We start from the raw sequence: 16,175 nt of genomic DNA, 5'->3' as shown, positions 1-16,175 counted from the left end.
TTATACGCTAAAATAAAATTAAGTTAAAAAGATTTAGTAACAAAAATAAAACAGCAGAAATTCCCTGCTGTTAATCTACTATTTTTAATTCTTTAGAATATTGGTTCAAGCTTTGGCAGCCGTTTTCAGTCACGACAACTAAGTCTTCGACACGAACACCAAACTCATCCGGTAAATAAATACCCGGTTCGATAGAGAAGATCATTCCCTCTTCGACTCTCATATCAAACTGGCTGGATACATCACCGTATTCATGTACATCTCTGCCAATGAAATGACCAAGACGATGGGTAAAGTATTCACCATAGCCTTTTTCTGTTATATAATCGCGGGCAGCAGCGTCGATATCACATAAACGTACTCCCGGCTGAATCATCGCCTGCGCTTTTAAGTTGGCTTCTTTTACAATATTGTAGACTTCCTTTTGCTTATCACTGGCGCTTTGGTAAAAGAAAGTTCTGGTCATATCTGAACAATACCCTTGATACAGACAGCCCATATCGATAATAATCGAATCGCCTGAAGCAATCACTGTATCATCATTTCCATGATGGGGATCAGCACCATTCTTACCAAAAGCGACGATTGGTGAAAAAGAGTGACCACTGGCTCCTAATTCCTGATAGATGGCTAATAAGCGATCGCTTAGGCTAAGTTCCGTATCCGTTGGTTTAAGTGTAGCAATCAAACGCTCAATCGCTTCATCGTTAATTTGGCTGGCTTTGATCATTGTTTCAATCTCATCTTGTTCTTTAACCATACGCACTTCGTCAATCACACTCGAACCGTTCACAAACGTATTGTTTGGCAGTTTTTCTTGTAATGCCAGTAAGAAATGTGCTGCCCAGAATTTATCGATCCCAATCGTTTTATCTTCCTGCATCGTCTGAGCAAGTAAGGCTATGCTGTCATCGGTATCTGAAAACCAAACCTTTTCAATGCCCACATCTTGTGGCACAAAAAATAATTTATTTAAAAATAAACGATGTTCTCCGTTAATATCAATCAACAGTGCATACATTCTTTCACCGGGATGATTATTGACTTCACAAAGATATTCGATAGAAGAAGGATCACTGATAATCATATAATCCATCTTCTTTTCTTTCATTTTATGGATTACTTTTTCTAAGCGATTAGGCTTCATCATCTGCTATCACCTCTAATCCTAGTTCATCTAACTGCGGTTTCTCCACAGCTGTCGGTGCTTTCGTCATCGGACAGCTAGAGCTTGAAATTTTAGGGAAAGCAATCACATCACGTAATGATTCAGACTGTGTCAGCAGCATCGCAATACGGTCTAAGCCTAAAGCAAACCCGCCATGAGGAGGAGTTCCGTATTTAAAAGCTTCTACAAAGTAGCCAAATTGTCTTTGAATTTGTTCATCTGTAAATCCTAATGCATTAAAGACACGTTTCTGTAAGTCTTGTTCATGGATACGAATAGATCCTCCACCTAATTCAAAACCATTTAAAACGATATCATAAGCATCTGCCAAGCAGTTTGCCGGATCTTTTTCGATCAAATCCAGATCGCTTTCTTTTGGTCGTGTAAACGGATGATGTTTAGCATAATAGCGCTGTGTTTCATCATCATATTCAAACATCGGGAAGTCCGTTACCCACAAGAAAGCAAATGCTTCCGGGTCATATAGTTTTAATTCTTTTCCCAAATGATTACGTAAAGCCGCTAAAGCATCGCAGACGACTTCATATTTAGCGTCTGCCACAAATAACAGCAAATCACCATCATGTGCATTCATAGCTTCAAATAAAGACTGTGTTTGTTCTTCGTTAAAGAATTTAGCGATCGGTCCTTCCGCTTTATCTTGATTCACTTTCATCCATGCCAAACCTTTGGCTTTATACGTTTTTGCAATATCCGTCAATTTATCCAGTGCTTTACGTGAATAATTGGCTGCTTGACCAATAACGTTGATTCCTTTTACGTGTCCATTTGCTTCTAAAGCAGATTTAAAGACGATAAAATCAACCTCTTTGACAGTTTCATTTAAATTAACTAATTCCAAACCAAAACGAATATCCGGTTTATCAATTCCATATCTTTCCATTGCTTCCTGCCAAGTCATTCTTGGTAATGGCAAAGGAAGCTCAACCCCTTTAACATCTTTCATGACTTTTGCCATCATGCCTTCACAAACCGCTAAGATTTCGTCTGTATTCATGAATGACATTTCAACATCGACCTGTGTAAATTCTAATTGACGATCTGCTCTTAAATCTTCATCTCTAAAACAGCGGGCTATCTGGTAATATTTTTCAAATCCGGCAATCATCAGCAGCTGTTTGAACTGCTGCGGAGACTGTGGCAAAGCAAAGAATTTTCCATTATGTACACGACTTGGAACTAAGAAGTCTCTTGCGCCTTCTGGTGTTGAGCGTGTTAAATAAGGAGTTTCGATATCCACAAAATCCAAGTCATCTAAATAATGACGAATACTCTTGGTAATTTGATGACGTAATAAGATATTCTGCTGAATCTTAGGACGACGTAAGTCTAAATAACGATAGACCAAACGCGTTTCTTCCAATGCATCTGTTTCATCGGCAATAATCATTGGTGTCAATGCAGCCGTAGAAATAATATCCAGCTGAGTTGCTTCAATTTCGATATCTCCGGTTGGCATCTTGGGATTCTTTGAACTTCTTTCGACTACTTTTCCTACAACATGAATGACAAACTCATTCTTTACTTCTTTCGTTATATATTCCATAGATTCATCACAAATCACCTGAGTAATACCATAGCGATCTCTTAAATCAATGAAGACTAAGGCCCCAAGATTTCTCTTTTTTGCGACCCATCCTTTTAATTCAACGGTTTCTCCTACATTTTCAATTCTTAATTCCCCATTATGATGTGTTCTATTCATGCTCATGTCCCCCTTCTAAATGATGTTCAATATAAGCAACAATATCTTCTAATGGAATTGTTTCCTGCTGTTTATCATGTGTACATTTAATGTTAACCACTTCATTTTTCACTTCTTCTTCACCAATAATAATGGCAAAATGAGCCTGCAGGCGATCGACTGTTTTAAACATCGCTTTCATTGAACGATTAGCATAATCCATATCGCAGCTGAATCCATTGGCTCTGAGCATTGTCACGATCTGTAAAGATAAATCTCTAGCCTCCTGACCTAATGGCATGATGTAAATATCTAAAGCATCGTCATCTTCTAATTCCATCTGGTCTAAAGCTAAGGCTAAGCGTTCCATTCCAAAGGCAAACCCGACACCCGGTGTTTCCGGACCGCCCATTTCCTGAACTAATTTATTGTAGCGACCACCTCCGCCTAAGGTTGCGGCATTGCCGAAAGTTGGATCTTCACTGATGACTTCAAATACTGTATGACAGTAATAATCCAATCCTCTGACTAAGTTGGTATCCACCATATAATCAATTTCCAGATCATCTAATAACGCACATACTTTTTCAAAATGTGCTTTTGCTTCCGGTGTTAAATAGTCAATCGTCTTAGGTGCTGTCGTAATCAACGGGTTATCTTTATCCACTTTGCAATCTAAAATACGCAAAGGATTTTTTTCAAAGCGTGCCTGACAGTCTCCGCATAATTCGTTTAATCCCGGCTTGAAATGATTCATCAGTGCCTGACGATAATTATCACGGCTGATTTCATCTCCTAATGTATTGATATGCAGTTTAACGTTTTGCAATCCTAATGATTCAATGATCGTCACTGCCATGACCATGCACTCCACATCGACTTCCGGATTTTCCAATCCCAGCATTTCCACGCCAAACTGGTGAAACTGACGCTGTCTTCCTTTTTGCGGACGTTCATAACGGAACATCGGTCCCATATAGTAAAGCTTTGTCAATTTATCAGGATTCACATAAAGTTTGTTTTCAACAAATGCCCTTACGACTCCGGCTGTTCCTTCCGGACGCAGCGTTAATGAACGATCTCCACGATCTTGAAATGTATACATTTCCTTTGACACAACATCGGTGGTGTCACCCACTGCTCGATTAAATAACTCTGTATGTTCAAAGATGGGAACACGAATTTCCTTTACGTTGTAGTTAAATGCAATGGTACGTAATAACTGTTCTAAATACTGCCAATTTTTTGTTTGCTGTGGAAGCAGATCTACTGTTCCTCTTGGTGCGCTGTATGCCATTTCTTTCTTCCTCCTTTATTTAAATAAAAAATACGCCCTTATAAATAAGGACGTATTACACGCGTTGCCACCTTAATTCATGATTTCTCATGCACTTAAGGTCTTAACGCGACAAACGGCTATGCTTTTAATAGCTCCTCCAAAGTGTCTCCGTCATTAACCATGCAGGTACTTTCAGCCTCGATACCTATCTCTTTTCACTTTATAATGACGCTCTCTTTTTCATTGGATTGATATTAATCATTTTATATCATACTTCCTATGACTTGTCAATTAGAATGAATTAATAATAAAACGAATCCGTAGACATTCTGACTCTTGGCAGTTCCAAATAGTCCATACCTCTTTCTACTCTCCCATATTGAGTAGTAAATGCCAGTTTATAACCGGCGGCTCTCAATACATCTTTTGCCTGACCGCCATATCCGCCAAACGGATAAGCCATAGCAATCGGCTGATCAATCGTATCCGCTGATGCTTTCATATCCGCAACTGCCGATTCAAAGTCCTGACATTGAATAGCGCCATACTGGATCGGCTTCATCCCCGGACAAGTTCCCTGATGCATGTTATGGGTATGGCTCTCTAATTCTAAATTAAGATGAGATAAACGTGATGCATAATCCTCCGGTGCTGAGGTAATTTCAAAGCTCACACCCACAAAGCCATATTTTTCTAATAGAGGCAATGCCATATCATAAGTATAATGATAGCCGTCGTCCATCGTAATCACCACTGAATTTTCAGGGACTTCAATCTTCCCTTCAAGCCAGTCATACAGCTCTTCCATAGTCAATGTTTTATAGCCTTCTTCTTTAAAATGAGCCAGCTGCTGCTCAAATTTCTGAATGCTGTAGAAGTTTCCGTTTTCCGCTGTCTCTGATGTCTCATCATAGAAATAATGATACATAAAGACTGGAATTGAACTAGCCGGATTGGTCACATCAGAAAAATCATTCTGATATTTCTTTGGCAGTTCAACCGCAATGGCTGTCTCATTTAATGGAGCAATATCTGCCCCGCCTTTATTGTAAAGAAAAGCAAAGGCAATTAAAACAACCACACAAAGAGCAATTAAACCCATCACTATTTTTTTCATTTTAAGACCTCTCTTTTTAGTATAATCGATATTTCATAATTCATGCCAAGTTATGAAAAAGCACTTCAAAAGAAGTGCTAATGAATCGTTCTTTCGATCCCGTAAATACCTTGAACCTTATGCAGATTATCGAATGCGGTTTTTAAATGCTCACCGTTTTCTACCGTTACTTTTAGATTAATGATTGCTCGGGTATCCACCACATCAGCATGTATATTCAAAATATTAATTTTGGATTGTCCCAACGTGTTGATGATGTCTGTCAGCAAATTCGTTCGATCGGTCGCATCAATAGTAAATTCCACTTCATACTTTTTAGCCATTAAAGAGGCATAATCCCAGTAAACATCAATCAAACGTTTTTTCATATCCAGACCTTTGACGTTCGGACAGTCTTTACGATGCACCTTGATTCCCTGACCTTTGGAAACGAAACCGATAATCTCGTCTCCCGGAATCGGATTGCAGCATTTGCTCAGCTGAATTTTTAATCCACTCATGCCGCTGACAACTACACCGGTGGCATTTGCCATTTTATCACGATCATTGTTAGTATTGTTTTTCTGCAGCATTTTTGAAATGCTGTCGATAAAGCTGCTTCGCTTCGGATTGGCACGATCTAATAACGCATAGGCAGTAATTGCCTTTCGTCCAATCTGGTAAAGCAGTTCCTCAAAAGATTTGGCACCAAAAGAACTGTAATACGATTTATAAACCTCTCCGTCTAAGTAAACTTTTTCATCGAGTTCACGTTTTTTTACTTCTTCTCTCAGCAGTTTTTTACCGGTTTCAATAAAAACCTTTCTGCTCTCTGCTTCCTTTTGAGAAAGGAACTGACGAATCTTATTTCTAGCTCCGGCAGTATGCACTACTTTCAGCCAGTCCTCGCTTGGACCAGAAGAGTTCTTATTTGTTTTGATTTCCACCACATCACCGGTTTTTAAAGCGGTATTGATCGGAACGATCACGCCATTCACAATTGCCCCAACGGCATGATGCCCAACCTCCGTATGAATACGATAAGCAAAGTCAATCGGCGTTGAACCGTTTGGCAGCTCAATGATCTTGCCTTGTGGTGACAATACATAAACATTGGCTTCAAAGATATCTTGTCTTAAAGAATCATAATATTCTTTGGCATCACCGTCTTTAATATCTTCTGATAAGCTGATGAATTCACGCAGCCACTGCAGTTTTTCACCAATTTCCTGTTGTTCCATCTTGCTTGAGTACTGAGCATTTTCTTTATAGCGCCAATGAGCGGCAATCCCTCTTTCCGCAATTGCATCCATTTCTTCGGTACGAATCTGAATTTCAAAGATCTGTCCCATTTCACCGATGATTGCCGTATGTAAAGACTGATACATATTTGGCTTTGGCATGGCAATATAATCCTTGAAACGTCCCGGTAAAGGACGATAGTACTCATGAATGATTCCCAGTACCTCATAGCATTTCATTTTATCATTATCGGTAATGATACGTAAGGCATTCAAGTCATACAATTCATCAAAACGCTTATGTTTGATGACCATCTTTTTATAGATACTGTAAATATGTTTGGCACGTCCTAAGATACGGTATTGAATATGGTGCTGATCAAGCAGTTCTCTGACCTTTCCCATCATCGCTTCGACGGCTTCTTTTCTTTCATCACGCTTGATCTCTAATAATTCTGAGATTTCATGATAAGGCACAGGGTCTAGATAGTATAAGCTTAAATCTTCCAGTTCTATGCGAATATCGTTGATCCCCAAACGATGGGCGATCGGTGCATAGACTTCCAGCGTCTCTTTGGCGATACGCTTTTGCTTATGTTCCGGCATATACTGCAATGTGCGCATATTATGCAGACGGTCAGCAAATTTAATCAGGATCACTCGAATATCCTTTGCCATCGCAATATAAATCTTGCGATGGTTTTCCGCATAAACATCCGCTTCATCCTTAAACTGCATCTTGGTGATCTTCGTCACGCCTTCAACAAGCGTTGTAATCTCAGAGCCAAAACGCTCGATCATCTCTGCCTGCGATACATCACAGTCTTCCATCACGTCATGAAGCAGTCCGGCAGTAATCGTCATTGGTCCGGTTTGCAGGCTCGCTAAAATATAAGCAACCCAAATCAAATGAATAGTATACGGCTCCCCGCTTTTTCTTGTTTGTCCCGCATGCTTTTCCATAATATATGCATAGGCACGTTTAATCAGATCGATACTTTCATCACTTTTGATGTATGTCGAAGCCAATTCCAAGACATCTTCAAAACTCATTGGATCTCCTGCCTGTTTGATTTTCACCATGATATTCACCCCTTCTATCTTATGCCCTGTTTAAAAATATGTCAGAATTAATATTTTAAAATAGAATACACATCATAATTTTTTAGTTTTTCTCTGCCTTTTAAATCTTCTAACTCAATTAAAAAACAGATTCCGGTAACAATCCCGCCTAATGCTTCAATCATCTTACAGCTGGCTTCGATCGTTCCTCCTGTCGCCAGCAAATCATCGATTAAAACGACTTTTTGTCCTTTTTTAATCGCATCTTTATGCATTTCCAATGTATTGTGTCCATATTCCAATTCATAAGTCGATTCAATCGTTTCACGAGGCAGTTTTCCCGGTTTTCGAACAGGAACAAAGCCAGCTTCCATCGCATAAGCAACAGGACAGCCGAATAAAAAGCCTCTGGCTTCCGGTCCGGCAATCAAATCTGCCTCTTTGCTGATCGCATATGCTTTCATTTGGTCGATTACTTCATGATATGCCTTTGGATCTTTCATTAGTGGTGTCACATCTCTAAATAAAACCCCTTCAATAGGGAAATCTTGTATATCTGCAATATATTGTTTGAAGTCCATATTTTTTCCTCCTAGTATAATTAAAATTATATCAAACCCAATCGGTTGTTTAAAGTATATCCTTTAAAATTATTTGAATATACTGTCGATTTTGGTATTCATTGATCGCAATTTGACCAATAACAGAATGTTTTTCTCCTTCATTCACCTGTTCGATTAAATCTCCGCAGTTAAAGCAGATGGCATCAAAGCTCACATGATCCTTGATACAGCTGATCTTTAAATGCTTACCGCCGCTAAGTACATTCTTTCTTGCTACTAAAACATCTTCAACACAAAAGATGGGTTCCTCATTGCAACTGCCAAAAGGTTCCAGCAAACGTAAAGAGGCAACGTTTTTTAATGTAATATCTTCTTCATCTAAAACAATGCATTCTTTATTTTCTTCTTGAAAATCTGTCTGTTCCACTGCATTTTTTATTTTTTCATAGAAAGATGGGATACAGTCAAATTTAACCGTAAAACCGGCAGCTAGCGCATGTCCGCCATAAAACAGCAGATCATCACTGGCGGTCTCTAAAAACTCATTTAATTTAAAACCATCAAGAGAACGTGCTGACCCTTTATAGACATTATTTGTTTCATCATAATTCATTAAAAAACTGACTTTATTGTATTCTTTTGTAAATTTACCGGCTAATAAGCCAATTAACCCTTCATGCACTGGCTGTTCATAAAGAAAGATAAAATCATCTTCCGGCTTCATTTCTTCTTTAAGCATCCCATATAACTGATTGGTCATGGTCTGTCTTTTAGAATTGATTGCTTTTGCTTTATTGGCAAAAGTCTGCAGAAACGACATCTGTGAAGAATTCGGGTGTTCTCCCATCATAAAATATTTCACACAATTAGCCGGATTAACTTCCTCTGGCAAACGTCCAAACGAATTCACCTTTGGCGCTAAATTAAAACCTATTGAAGTCGAACTGTAGACAGGGTTATCCCCTAAAAGCAGATCGATTGCCGGAAAGTGACATTCTTTCATCAGCATCAGAGCTTTCTTGACCATCGCTTTATTTTCATCGACTAATGGCATCATATCACTGATTGTCGTGATCGCTGCCAGACAGTATAAATAGCGGTCATGCTTTCCTAGTAAACGATACGCTAATTTATAAGCAACAACCCCGCCGGAAATCTCTTTAAAAGGATAAGACGGCGACAGCTTTGTATGCAAGAAAGCATAGGCATTCGGCAAATCATCGCTGAAAGCATGATGATCCGTTACAATGACATCAATCCCTAATTCATTTGCCAGATCAATGGCTTCCATCGCTTTGATGCCATTATCTACAGTAATAATTAAAGTATACCCTTTTTCATGCATTTGTTGCACTCTGGCTTCATTTAATCCGTATCCGTCAACAAAGCGATTGGGAATATGATAACCCACATCTTTTCCCAGCATCTTAAAAGCTTTAACTAAGATCGTTGTTGCTAAAATACCATCACAGTCATAATCACCGTAAATGCAGATCGATTCATCTTGATCGATGGCTTCTAAGATCCTTTCAATCACTTCCTGGCTTTCCGCAAATAATTCATAATCATGAAAAACCATCTTACCTAGCTGTTTGATTTGTTCTTCACTCATCTGACGCTGATCAAGCACCTTACTTAACAGACTGTTCATCTGATAAAGCTCTTGATAGTGTCGATAGTTTTCACTTCTAAATTTTTTCCATTCCATATTTTCCTCCAAAAAAAATAGCTGATTTTACTCAGCTATTTCGCAATTAAATCCATAAAATCATCAATTTTTAAAGTGGCTGCATCCTGAATCGCTTTACGACTCATATATTCAAATATCTGGGCAGAGCTAACTGCAAAAACATCATCTACCAGATCGCATGTTTCCAGTCTTTTTTTCGCTTTCCATTTGATTGAAAAAAGATAATCCTTAATTTGACTCTTATCAATCGATTTTATATTTTCTTTTCTAAATTCTCTAACTTTCAATGCCAGTAGAACATCCAAATCTTCGATTTGCTTTTCTGACAAAATCATTTTTAAAACCACCACTTTCACTCACTAAACTCTTATAAAAGATATTATAAATGATATTTCGACATATGGAAAGGTTTATTTTCGTTAGTTTATAATTTGATTGTAAAAAATGACCATTATTTCTTTGCTTTTACTTCATATCTTCTTGAAAAGTTTTACAGATTGTTCTAAGTTGATCGACAAAATTTAAAGAAGCAGCATAATAGGTCTGATTGCTGTAGGTAAGGGGAATGCTTTTTGATGCCATATAACATACAGTTCCTACAATATAAGAATCATCTTGCCAAAAGAGCTGCAAGTGATAATAGCGTCCAAAATAATAAGCTGAAAATTCAAGGATCAGATCATAACCTTCGTTGCTGTCTACTTTAAACAAATCCCCTTCTTCTACGTCTAAGTTAAATTGATCGATCTGATAATGTTCTTCATTCACCATATCATTCACCCATACAATATTAGCAGAATGCAGATTTAAGATGGTTTCAGAAATACTGACTCGTAAAAACCGCACTTTCCCTTCTATTGAACATCCGCTGATTATGAAAGTGAGTACAAGAAGAACAAACACAGGATATTTCCAGTATCTTTTTTTCATAACCTCCCCTCCTTCGTCAATTCTTTTCATAAATAGCCTTTATTTTTCTTAATTCTATCTTATCACAGCTTACAAGACTTTTAAATGCTTCTAACATCATAAGTGATTGTCTTTTTATTCGTCTTCTTCACGTATATTTAATTATAAAGACGAATACCTATGTAATGTATCTTTTACAATCATACGGAAAGGTGGTCCTTAATATGTACCAAAACACAGGTCCTGCTTTATGAAAAAGAAAACAATTCAAGCTTTTTTTATTTTATCCTTTACGACTGCTCTTTCAAAAATATTTAATATCATTAACCGAATCATTTTATCCCGTCTGTTAGGTGGTGAAGGATTTGGTCTTTATATGCTGATTATGCCGACTTTAGGATTATGGATCACTTTATCCCAGCTCAGTATTCCCAGTGCTATTTTTAAACTGATTGCTGATCCGCAGTACAAGAATAAGAAAGTGATGACGACCGGCTTTTTAATTACAACTTTCACCACCTGTTTGATGATGCTGCTGTTTACTATCTTTTCTCCTTTTATTGCCACCAACATGCTTAAAAATGCCGATACTCTGCTTCCACTTAAATCGTTAATCCTCTTTATTCCGTTAACCAGTTTAAGTGCCGTAATTAAGAATTATTTTTTAGGTAAGCAGCAACATAAAGTAATAGCTAAAACACAGATTACCGAAGAAGTATCACGATTAGCTTTTACGATTGCCTTTTTAATGATTTTCACGGATTACTCCATGCCCATTTTAGTTACACTGGCATTTGTAGCGATGAGTTTAGGTGAGCTTGCTTCACTCCTGCATCTACTCTTTTATGTTAAGCCAAGAAGAAAAAAAGAGATGTTTGATTTCAGTGAACCTCATCTATACTATGATTTTTTCAGAATCAGTTTACCGATGACCGGAAGTCGTCTGCTTCATTCTGTTGCCGGCTTTTTAGAACCCATCATCATTACTACCATTTTATTATCGCTCGGCTACCAATCCACTCAGATTCAGCTTGAATACGGTATGATGAGCGGGTATGTCATGAGTTTAATTACGATCCCTACCTTTTTCACAACCGTTATTTACCGTATCCTATTGCCGATCTTTTTAGAACATCTAGATAACCGCAAAACAACCCTAAAGTATTTATATACCGGTTTGTTTGTCTGTTTTTTAATTGCTTTGCCCTTTACCTTTATTTTCTACTTTTTCCCACAGCAATGTTTATCTTTACTCTATAATACCACTTCTGGCTGGCAATATCTAAAATATCTCAGCATTCCCTTTATTTTATTCTATCTGCAAACTCCACTCAGCGCCCTGCTTCAGGCGTTAGATAAAAATAAAACAATGTTTTATATCAGTGTTGCGGAATGTGTTATGGAAGTTGTTTTACTCATTGTTTTAACACCGCAGTTTAAGATCTTAGCTATGGGTATTACTTTATTGATTGGTATCTGCATTACTTTGATTTTAAGTGCATGGAATGTCTATCGTGCTTTGTTCCAATAAAAAAACAGGCACATCTTTGTACCTGTAATTTCATTATCTTTGGTATAAACCTAACCTTTATTTCATAATAAAGAATAGGCGTTCCTTTTCAACCACACAATAAAATACATCGTGATAATCTTGAACATGGTGACGCTTTAATTCATTGACTAACCAGTTTTCATCTTTATTTAAAGTCGTTAATACGTCTTTGATGATTTCCCCATCAATAATCACGGGTTCCGGATGCGCAACCTGACAATCTTTTTTTAGTAAGGTCGACAAAGTTCCGTTTGTCTCCAAGATAGCAAACTCCACTTCTGAGATACTGCCGATCTGCTGCTGTCTTAACTGCTGACATAAGGCATCAACATTATATTTAAGCTTACGCATCATTTTCTGATTCACTTTTCCATTCGTGATAATATAGGATGGTGTTCCATCCAGAAAATCTCTCAATTTCTTGCTTGTCATTGATAAAGAAGAACTAATTTTATCAAGGATCACCAAAGATAATGTTGCGATGATTGAATCAATCATTTCCGGCAATGTCTCATCAAATGACATTGTCATTAACTCTGCAATAATCAAAAAGACGACAAAATCAAAAACAGAAAGCTGACTAAATTCTTTCTTACCTAAAAATCGCAGTAAACAAATTAAATACACATAAACAAAAATACTCTTTAATATAATAATTATATATTCCATTGGCACACCCCTAAGGAGGATCGTTATGAAAAAATACTTGACCCCATATCTTTTTACTTTAACATTTATTTTTGGATTATTTATGATCATATCACTACTAATGGTGACTATTACGTATCTCTTGCCATTAAGCAGCGCCACTTATAATATGATCATCTTAGTGACGTCTTATATTGTTATTATTGCCGGAAGTTATTTGTTTATTCATTTTGTGCCATCAAAACCGCTGATCCATACTGTTGTTTTTGGAATTATTTATCTGATCATCAGTTATTTAGCCTGCAACGGTGTCAGCAGTATACTGCATTTATTTTTAAAACCGGTCGTATTTATATTATGTTGTGTCATATGGAGTGTATTTAGTAAAGAGTAATTAAAAAGAGCAGAATTCTGCTCATTTTTTATTTATATCGTTATTCTTTTATCCAGCCATAATGCAGACATGCCCGATATATTCCATCTTGATCAGCATTTGTGGTCACATAACTGGCCTTTGCTTTTAATGCCTCAATTGCATTCCCCATAGCGATTGAAGTCCACTCGTCAATGAACATATTTAAATCATTTTTTTCATCACCAAAGACAACGACATCTTGATAATCGCCACCAAAATGATCTACGATCGCTTTAATCCCCACAGATTTATCTGCCGGTTCCACGAACAGATATTCTTTATGAAAACGACACCACGGTAATTCTTTTAATGCTTCTAAGTTCTCTTCTTGCGGAGCATAACAAGCAATGTAGATTTTATAAATTGCATCGAAGTCTCTCGGGTTTAATCCCTCTTTTATAACGGTCTCCATGTAGAGATCATGAGTAAACTCATAAAAGCGATTATCAGGAGCAAGTCTTCTCGTCTCATTATCAGGAGAAATTGCCCAAATATAACCTTTTGCTTTGCATTCATCAATCAGTGCCAAACACTTGTCATAATCCAATGGTTTAACTTCTAGTAATTGTCCGTCTATGGTAATCCCATTTCCACCATCACTGACCATATTCTTAAAGCCTAATTCTTTCATATGATCTTTCGCCATGGCATAACTTCGCCCTGTCGCAATGGCTACAAAGTGTCCTTGTTCCTCTAGTTTTTTTATTGCCAATTTAGTAGATGCAGGAATATATTGTGCCCCCGGTGTTCCTACTGCTAATGTTCCATCTATATCAAAGAAGAAATATTTCCTTTTACTCATCTCTTTCACCTCGCCCACCATTTTAACAGATACGAGCCATTGTCTTTATTATTTACATAATAAGAAAACAAGTAAGCATTCCGCCAACTTGTCTCACTTTCTATTTTTCTTTTAGGGAAATAAAAAAGAAGTAGGTTATTACTTCACAAGACAGAACAAACAATATAAGTGCGAATAGGTTTGGGAAAAGAATAAGTTTTTAAGTGTCATTAGGTATAAAATAAGGGTAATCATTACAATTACTATGAAGACTCTTTTCCCTTAGAGTTATGAATTGTCTTATAAAATAAATGCCTACTTCTTGACTACGATAATACCACCATCTTTTCGATAACTCAACTCTCTGGAGACCCGTTGCAACAGGAAACGCAAAAACCGTCGAATTAAAAAGTAAAAAGAATGATTTTATCTTTCACTAAAAAATAGGATATTTTTTAAGAAACTTTATAATAAATTTTCTCTTACTTATCTATTCTCTTTTTTTATAAAAATCACTTAACTTTTCTAATTATTTTAATAAAAGAGGGCATTTTATTCAATACCCTCTACCCATTTTGTAATTTTTTACGATAATAATCTGCATTTTTACTGTCTTGATGATATTCATAATGCTCAATCAGAAATTTATATATGTTATTTCTGCTGTCAACATGCATCGTTGTTTCATGTTTCTTTAAACAATACAATAATTTTTGTTCAGCTTTTAAACTATATTTCTTATTCAACATTAATTCCAGCCAGTCAATTAAGTATTCAAATGAAATATCTGTTTTTTTAGCTGCTTTAGCCTTGATCAAATATTTACGACAACGATTTCTATATCCTAGTTTAAAACTACACAAAGCTGACATAAAATATAAATCGTCATCACTATCATATTTCTCTGCCAACAAATAATATTCTACAGCTTTATCATAATTTTTCAGTAAATAATGACTCCACGCCAAATTTCTATAAAGGATATAATCGTATATATGCACCTTCATTTGTTCACCATACTGTAAAGTATTGGAGTCTAATAAAATTGATTCATTAACTCGCCCATTTAGTCTCAAAAAATTAGCTTTAGTAATATTCAAAGCTATTAATCGTATCCAATTGTTAGTTTTATTTGAAAAAAATATTGCGCTATCTAATGTTAATAATGCAGCATTTTTATTGCCCAAACAAATATTTGTAATTGCCTTTAAATGTAGTAAATATGCTTCAAGAAAGTCTTCATAGTTATATGTACTTTCAATATATTCACATAGCTGTAAAGCCTTTTTATATTCTTTATTATGATATAAATAATTTACTTTACAAATTGCATAAATTGTTTGTTTATCTTTACTAAACATAGTTATTAAGGAATCAAAAATTTTAAAATATTTTTCAACAAATTTGCGCTCTATATTTTTAGCTGAACAAATGCAAAATTTCAGTAGCATTAATACAGGATATGATATAAACTTACTAGCATTAGCACACAGTTGATCCAATTGATTATATGAAAACTCATCAAACAACTTATAATAAAGTAACATCCTAATTAATTTTTTAAACTGATGATCTATTAATTTCATATCTTGATTATTGTTATGAAAATTAATAGAGAATCGCTTCTCTAATAATTCCTCGTTATCTTCAGAAACCATTATTTTGCCATTCTCTATTCTACTCATATTACTTTTGCTCATCATTAGCTCTTTAGCCAATTGACCTACAGTTAATCCGCTTTCCTTTCTTTTAAAAATTATCAGTAAGCGTTCATCTGTACTAAAATTTCGCATTATGCAGTTGGACCTTCTCCACCATTAATGTATGGTTTTGTATCATGAGAATGTGTACAACCATTTTTTGTTGCTTCATTGTAACCACATTCAGCATCATGCTGATGATCACATGGAACACCGCTAATTGTGTTAAAAGAACACATTCCTAACACTAAAATAGATACTACTAAACTTGTTAATAATTTTTTCATTTTTATCCTCCTAACTATTTACGACTAGATTATATATTATTCATCAACTTTTTTCTACAACAGATTTTAGAAACATTAC

15 protein-coding genes are annotated in these 16,175 nt (G+C 36.2%); 2 read left to right on the top strand and 13 right to left on the bottom strand.

The window, feature by feature from the left end:
• Window positions 1–70: 70 nt before the first annotated feature.
• The 9 genes from ACLRVU_RS09350 to ACLRVU_RS09310 form a co-directional block, all read right to left on the bottom strand.
• A complete protein-coding gene (locus ACLRVU_RS09350; protein ID WP_412891624.1) occupies window positions 71–1,150 on the bottom strand; it encodes a M24 family metallopeptidase in 1,080 nt (359 codons plus the stop codon).
• Window positions 1,137–2,894, bottom strand: coding sequence for an aspartate--tRNA ligase (gene aspS / locus ACLRVU_RS09345; RefSeq protein WP_412891623.1), 1,758 nt, complete (start codon window positions 2,892–2,894; stop codon window positions 1,137–1,139). Before aspS ends, ACLRVU_RS09350 begins: the two co-directional genes overlap by 14 nt.
• On the bottom strand, window positions 2,887–4,170 hold the full coding sequence (gene hisS, locus ACLRVU_RS09340) for a histidine--tRNA ligase (RefSeq protein ID WP_412891622.1): 1,284 nt from the start codon (window positions 4,168–4,170) through the stop codon (window positions 2,887–2,889). The genes aspS and hisS overlap by 8 nt, the downstream gene beginning before the upstream one ends.
• A 283-nt stretch (window positions 4,171–4,453) precedes the next feature.
• Window positions 4,454–5,269 carry a polysaccharide deacetylase family protein gene (locus ACLRVU_RS09335; RefSeq protein WP_412891621.1) on the bottom strand — a complete coding sequence of 272 codons (816 nt, stop codon included), beginning with the start codon at window positions 5,267–5,269 and terminating at the stop codon, window positions 4,454–4,456.
• 77 nt (window positions 5,270–5,346) lie between these two features.
• Window positions 5,347–7,572 (bottom strand): RelA/SpoT family protein, encoded by a 2,226-nt coding sequence (locus ACLRVU_RS09330; protein WP_412891620.1) that lies wholly within the window; start codon window positions 7,570–7,572, stop codon window positions 5,347–5,349.
• A gap of 47 nt (window positions 7,573–7,619) precedes the next feature.
• The gene (locus ACLRVU_RS09325) at window positions 7,620–8,132 is read right to left on the bottom strand and encodes an adenine phosphoribosyltransferase (protein WP_412891619.1); all 513 of its coding nucleotides are present in this window, start codon (window positions 8,130–8,132) and stop codon (window positions 7,620–7,622) included.
• 49 nt (window positions 8,133–8,181) lie between these two features.
• Window positions 8,182–9,822: a single-stranded-DNA-specific exonuclease RecJ gene (recJ, locus tag ACLRVU_RS09320; RefSeq protein WP_412891618.1), complete on the bottom strand. Its 1,641-nt coding sequence runs from the start codon at window positions 9,820–9,822 to the stop codon at window positions 8,182–8,184.
• Window positions 9,823–9,857: 35 nt separating this feature from the next.
• Window positions 9,858–10,139, bottom strand: a complete 282-nt coding sequence (locus ACLRVU_RS09315; RefSeq protein WP_041138164.1) for a post-transcriptional regulator — start codon at window positions 10,137–10,139, stop codon at window positions 9,858–9,860.
• Window positions 10,140–10,269: 130 nt separating this feature from the next.
• Window positions 10,270–10,734 carry a hypothetical protein gene (locus ACLRVU_RS09310; RefSeq protein ID WP_412891617.1) on the bottom strand — a complete coding sequence of 155 codons (465 nt, stop codon included), beginning with the start codon at window positions 10,732–10,734 and terminating at the stop codon, window positions 10,270–10,272.
• A gap of 229 nt (window positions 10,735–10,963) precedes the next feature.
• Between ACLRVU_RS09310 and ACLRVU_RS09305 the strand changes: the two genes are divergently transcribed.
• Complete coding sequence (locus tag ACLRVU_RS09305; RefSeq protein ID WP_412891616.1) at window positions 10,964–12,244, top strand: oligosaccharide flippase family protein; 1,281 nt, start codon at window positions 10,964–10,966, stop codon at window positions 12,242–12,244.
• A gap of 57 nt (window positions 12,245–12,301) precedes the next feature.
• Here ACLRVU_RS09305 and ACLRVU_RS09300 read toward each other — a convergent pair whose 3' ends face one another.
• Window positions 12,302–12,934 (bottom strand): DUF421 domain-containing protein, encoded by a 633-nt coding sequence (locus tag ACLRVU_RS09300; RefSeq protein ID WP_147551679.1) that lies wholly within the window; start codon window positions 12,932–12,934, stop codon window positions 12,302–12,304.
• Between the two features lie 25 nt (window positions 12,935–12,959).
• On the opposite strand from ACLRVU_RS09300, the gene ACLRVU_RS09295 reads away from it, so the two are divergent.
• On the top strand, window positions 12,960–13,307 hold the full coding sequence (locus ACLRVU_RS09295; protein WP_412891615.1) for a hypothetical protein: 348 nt from the start codon (window positions 12,960–12,962) through the stop codon (window positions 13,305–13,307).
• Between the two features lie 40 nt (window positions 13,308–13,347).
• Here the strand turns inward: ACLRVU_RS09295 and ACLRVU_RS09290 are convergent, their stop codons facing one another.
• The 3 genes from ACLRVU_RS09290 to ACLRVU_RS09280 all read right to left on the bottom strand — a co-directional run bounded on the left by ACLRVU_RS09290 (window position 13,348) and on the right by ACLRVU_RS09280 (window position 16,096).
• Window positions 13,348–14,130, bottom strand: a complete 783-nt coding sequence (locus ACLRVU_RS09290) for an HAD-IIB family hydrolase (RefSeq protein WP_412891614.1) — start codon at window positions 14,128–14,130, stop codon at window positions 13,348–13,350.
• 545 nt (window positions 14,131–14,675) lie between these two features.
• A complete protein-coding gene (locus ACLRVU_RS09285) occupies window positions 14,676–15,902 on the bottom strand; it encodes a helix-turn-helix domain-containing protein (protein ID WP_412891613.1) in 1,227 nt (408 codons plus the stop codon).
• Window positions 15,902–16,096 (bottom strand): hypothetical protein, encoded by a 195-nt coding sequence (locus ACLRVU_RS09280; protein ID WP_412891612.1) that lies wholly within the window; start codon window positions 16,094–16,096, stop codon window positions 15,902–15,904. The genes ACLRVU_RS09285 and ACLRVU_RS09280 overlap by 1 nt, the downstream gene beginning before the upstream one ends.
• Window positions 16,097–16,175 lie beyond the last annotated feature (79 nt).

Origin of the sequence: Beduini sp. (assembly GCF_047239305.1) — a bacterium.
In the GTDB taxonomy this organism is placed as follows: domain Bacteria; phylum Bacillota_I; class Bacilli_A; order Erysipelotrichales; family Coprobacillaceae; genus Beduini.
This window is presented reverse-complemented; position numbering and strand designations above follow the sequence as displayed.

Bases quoted from the DNA above. Each gene is read 5' to 3' on its own strand.
- aspS (WP_412891623.1), bottom strand. From the start codon at position 2,894: ATGAATAGAACACATCATAATGGGGAATTAAGAATTGAAAATGTAGGA.
- ACLRVU_RS09350 (WP_412891624.1), bottom strand. From the start codon at position 1,150: ATGATGAAGCCTAATCGCTTAGAAAAAGTAATCCATAAAATGAAAGAA.
- ACLRVU_RS09305 (WP_412891616.1), top strand. From the start codon at position 10,964: ATGAAAAAGAAAACAATTCAAGCTTTTTTTATTTTATCCTTTACGACT.
- ACLRVU_RS09300 (WP_147551679.1), bottom strand. From the start codon at position 12,934: ATGGAATATATAATTATTATATTAAAGAGTATTTTTGTTTATGTGTAT.
- ACLRVU_RS09290 (WP_412891614.1), bottom strand. From the start codon at position 14,130: ATGAGTAAAAGGAAATATTTCTTCTTTGATATAGATGGAACATTAGCA.
- ACLRVU_RS09335 (WP_412891621.1), bottom strand. From the start codon at position 5,269: ATGAAAAAAATAGTGATGGGTTTAATTGCTCTTTGTGTGGTTGTTTTA.
- ACLRVU_RS09280 (WP_412891612.1), bottom strand. From the start codon at position 16,096: ATGAAAAAATTATTAACAAGTTTAGTAGTATCTATTTTAGTGTTAGGA.
- ACLRVU_RS09325 (WP_412891619.1), bottom strand. From the start codon at position 8,132: ATGGACTTCAAACAATATATTGCAGATATACAAGATTTCCCTATTGAA.
- hisS (WP_412891622.1), bottom strand. From the start codon at position 4,170: ATGGCATACAGCGCACCAAGAGGAACAGTAGATCTGCTTCCACAGCAA.
- ACLRVU_RS09310 (WP_412891617.1), bottom strand. From the start codon at position 10,734: ATGAAAAAAAGATACTGGAAATATCCTGTGTTTGTTCTTCTTGTACTC.
- ACLRVU_RS09285 (WP_412891613.1), bottom strand. From the start codon at position 15,902: ATGCGAAATTTTAGTACAGATGAACGCTTACTGATAATTTTTAAAAGA.
- ACLRVU_RS09295 (WP_412891615.1), top strand. From the start codon at position 12,960: ATGAAAAAATACTTGACCCCATATCTTTTTACTTTAACATTTATTTTT.
- ACLRVU_RS09330 (WP_412891620.1), bottom strand. From the start codon at position 7,572: ATGGTGAAAATCAAACAGGCAGGAGATCCAATGAGTTTTGAAGATGTC.
- ACLRVU_RS09315 (WP_041138164.1), bottom strand. From the start codon at position 10,139: ATGATTTTGTCAGAAAAGCAAATCGAAGATTTGGATGTTCTACTGGCA.
- recJ (WP_412891618.1), bottom strand. From the start codon at position 9,822: ATGGAATGGAAAAAATTTAGAAGTGAAAACTATCGACACTATCAAGAG.